Source organism: Mesorhizobium sp. M8A.F.Ca.ET.021.01.1.1 (genome assembly GCF_003998025.1).
Classification (GTDB): Bacteria; Pseudomonadota; Alphaproteobacteria; order Rhizobiales; family Rhizobiaceae; genus Mesorhizobium.
Window position 1 is genome coordinate 1 of sequence record NZ_RZSJ01000786.1, and the last position, 2,203, is coordinate 2,203.

General features: G+C 59.2%; 3 protein-coding genes. All 3 read right to left on the reverse strand.

Going from position 1 to position 2,203, the window contains the following annotated elements; all coding sequences use genetic code 11:
* A partial coding sequence (locus tag EOA36_RS33830) for an FAD-dependent oxidoreductase (protein WP_127281058.1) occupies positions 1-341 on the reverse strand: 341 nt, incomplete at its 3' end.
* Positions 342-479: 138 nt separating this feature from the next.
* Positions 480-1,247 carry a DeoR/GlpR family DNA-binding transcription regulator gene (locus tag EOA36_RS33835; RefSeq protein WP_127281059.1) on the reverse strand — a complete coding sequence of 256 codons (768 nt, stop codon included), beginning with the start codon at positions 1,245-1,247 and terminating at the stop codon, positions 480-482.
* Positions 1,248-1,375: 128 nt separating this feature from the next.
* On the reverse strand, positions 1,376-2,203 hold an 828-nt coding region (locus tag EOA36_RS33840), incomplete at its 5' end, for a pyridoxal-dependent decarboxylase (RefSeq protein ID WP_145969468.1).

A 2,203-nucleotide genomic window follows, 5' to 3' on the forward strand; every position in this document is an offset into this window, starting at 1 on the left:
ATGTGATCGTAAAGGAACAGGCCAAGCCGGATCAGCCAGGCGGGTCGCAGGCCCCTGGCGTAGGGCAGCACGAAGCGCATCGGCCAGATAATGTGCGGTGCGTTCTTCCACAGAACCTCGCGCTCCATGAGCGCCTCGCGCACCAGGCGGAATTCGTAGAATTCGAGATAGCGCAGCCCGCCATGGATCAGCTTGGTCGAACCGGACGAGGTTCCGCTGGCGAGGTCATTCATCTCGGCGAGAAAGACCGAAAACCCGCGGCCAACGGCATCACGAGCGATTCCGCAGCCGTTAATACCGCCGCCTATGACGAAAATGTCCCGGACTGAAGATGGGTCCACTTAATTCCTCCACGATTTCGCACTGCACCATTTTGGGTCTTTTGCGAAACCGTAGCGGAATTATTTCGAACTCATAACGAATGTCAAACGAAATATCACAAGCCGGTGAACAAGCCGGCGAGAAGACGACAAAAGACCTCAGGCGGGCGACGTCTCGATCAGCTGAACCTCGGCCTCCTGGCAGATCTTGCGCACCGAAGCGATCTCGCAGCGATCGGTGATGAAGGTGTTGACCTGCGACAGATGACCGATGCGTACCGGCGCCGTACGCTCGAATTTGGTCTGGTCGGATACCAGGATGACATGCCTGGCATTGGCGATGATCGCTTGCGCCACCTTCACCTCGCGAAAATCGAAGTCGAGCAGCGCTCCATCATGATCGATCGCGGAGGCACCGATGACAGCATAATCGACCTTGAACTGCCTGATGAAATCTACCGCCGCCTCACCGACGACACCCCCGTCCGAACCGCGCACCACACCACCGGCAATCACCACCTCGATCGAAGGATAGATGCGCATCCTATTGGCAACATTGATGTTATTGGTGATGACCATCAGGCCGTTATGATCGAGCAACGCCTTGCTGACGGCCTCCGTCGTGGTGCCGATGTTGATGAACAGCGAGGCGTTGTCGGGGATCAGCCTCGCCGCCGCACGGCCAATCGCTTCCTTCTCGTCGGCCGCGATCTTGCGCCTGGCTTCATACTCCATGTTCTCGATGCCCGACGGGAACAAGGCGCCGCCATGGATGCGCGAAAGCAGCCGCTGGTCGCACAAATCGTTGAGGTCCTTGCGTATGGTCTGCGGCGTCACATTGAAATGCGTGGCCAGATCGTCGACCAGCACGCGGCCGTTGTCCTTAGCCATCTGGATGATCTCGGCATGGCGCGGCGACAGATACATCAAGCAAGCTCCCGTTTTCGTTTTTCTTGCTTATAGTCGAAAACGAAACCGATGAAAAGGCACAAGCCGGCTAACGAAATCCGATGATTGTACGAGGGAACCTCGGCGCGACCTTGATCCAGCCTTTTTCAGGCCACGGCGCGTGCAATTTCGGTAATGGCGGTGAAAGCCGCGTCGACGTCTTCCGCCGTCGCATCGAACTGGCCCACCTGGAAGCGGATCGCCACCCTTCCATCGACTTTCGTTTGCGTCAGGTAGATGCGGCCATCGTCGTTGATCGCATTGACCAGCCGCAGATTGTGCTCGTCGGCATCGGTGTCCGAAGCCGCCTTGTGCCGGAACGAAAACAGCGACAGCATCGGCTCGCTGACGATCTCGAAATCCACCTCCCTTGCCAGACGCGTGGCGAGGCCTTCGCTCCAGGCGACATGGTTGCGGATCATGGTTCGCAGATTTTCCAGTCCATGGGCGCGCAGCAGGAACCACAGTTTCAGCGCGCGGAAGCGCCGGCCGAGCGGCACCGACCATTCCGAGTAGTTGATGATGCCGTCATGGCCGTGCGTCTTGAGATAGTCGGGCTTGATGGCCAGCGTCCTGACATGGCTCGAGGGGTCGCGCAGGAACTGGATCGAACAATCGAACTGCGCGCCCAGCCATTTGTGCGGATTGAAGACGATCGAATCGGCGCCTTCGACGCCAGACCAGAAATGCCGGTATTCCGGGCAGATCATCGCCGACCCGGCCCAGGCGGCATCGACATGCAGGTAGAGCCCGTGCCGCCTGGCAACCTCCGCAACCGCTGCAATATCGTCCGTGCCACCGGTGCTGGTGCCGCCGACACAGGCGATAATACCAGCAGGCAGCATGCCGGCTTTCCGGTCGGCAATGATGGCTGCTTCCAGGGCTGCCGTGTCCATGGCGCGAAAACGGCCGGTGACCGGAACGCGCACGAGATT

What these genes read in the sequence shown, in the direction of transcription:
- EOA36_RS33835 (WP_127281059.1), bottom strand. Translation starts at nt 1,247, where the DNA reads ATGTATCTGTCGCCGCGCCATGCCGAGATCATCCAGATGGCTAAGGAC.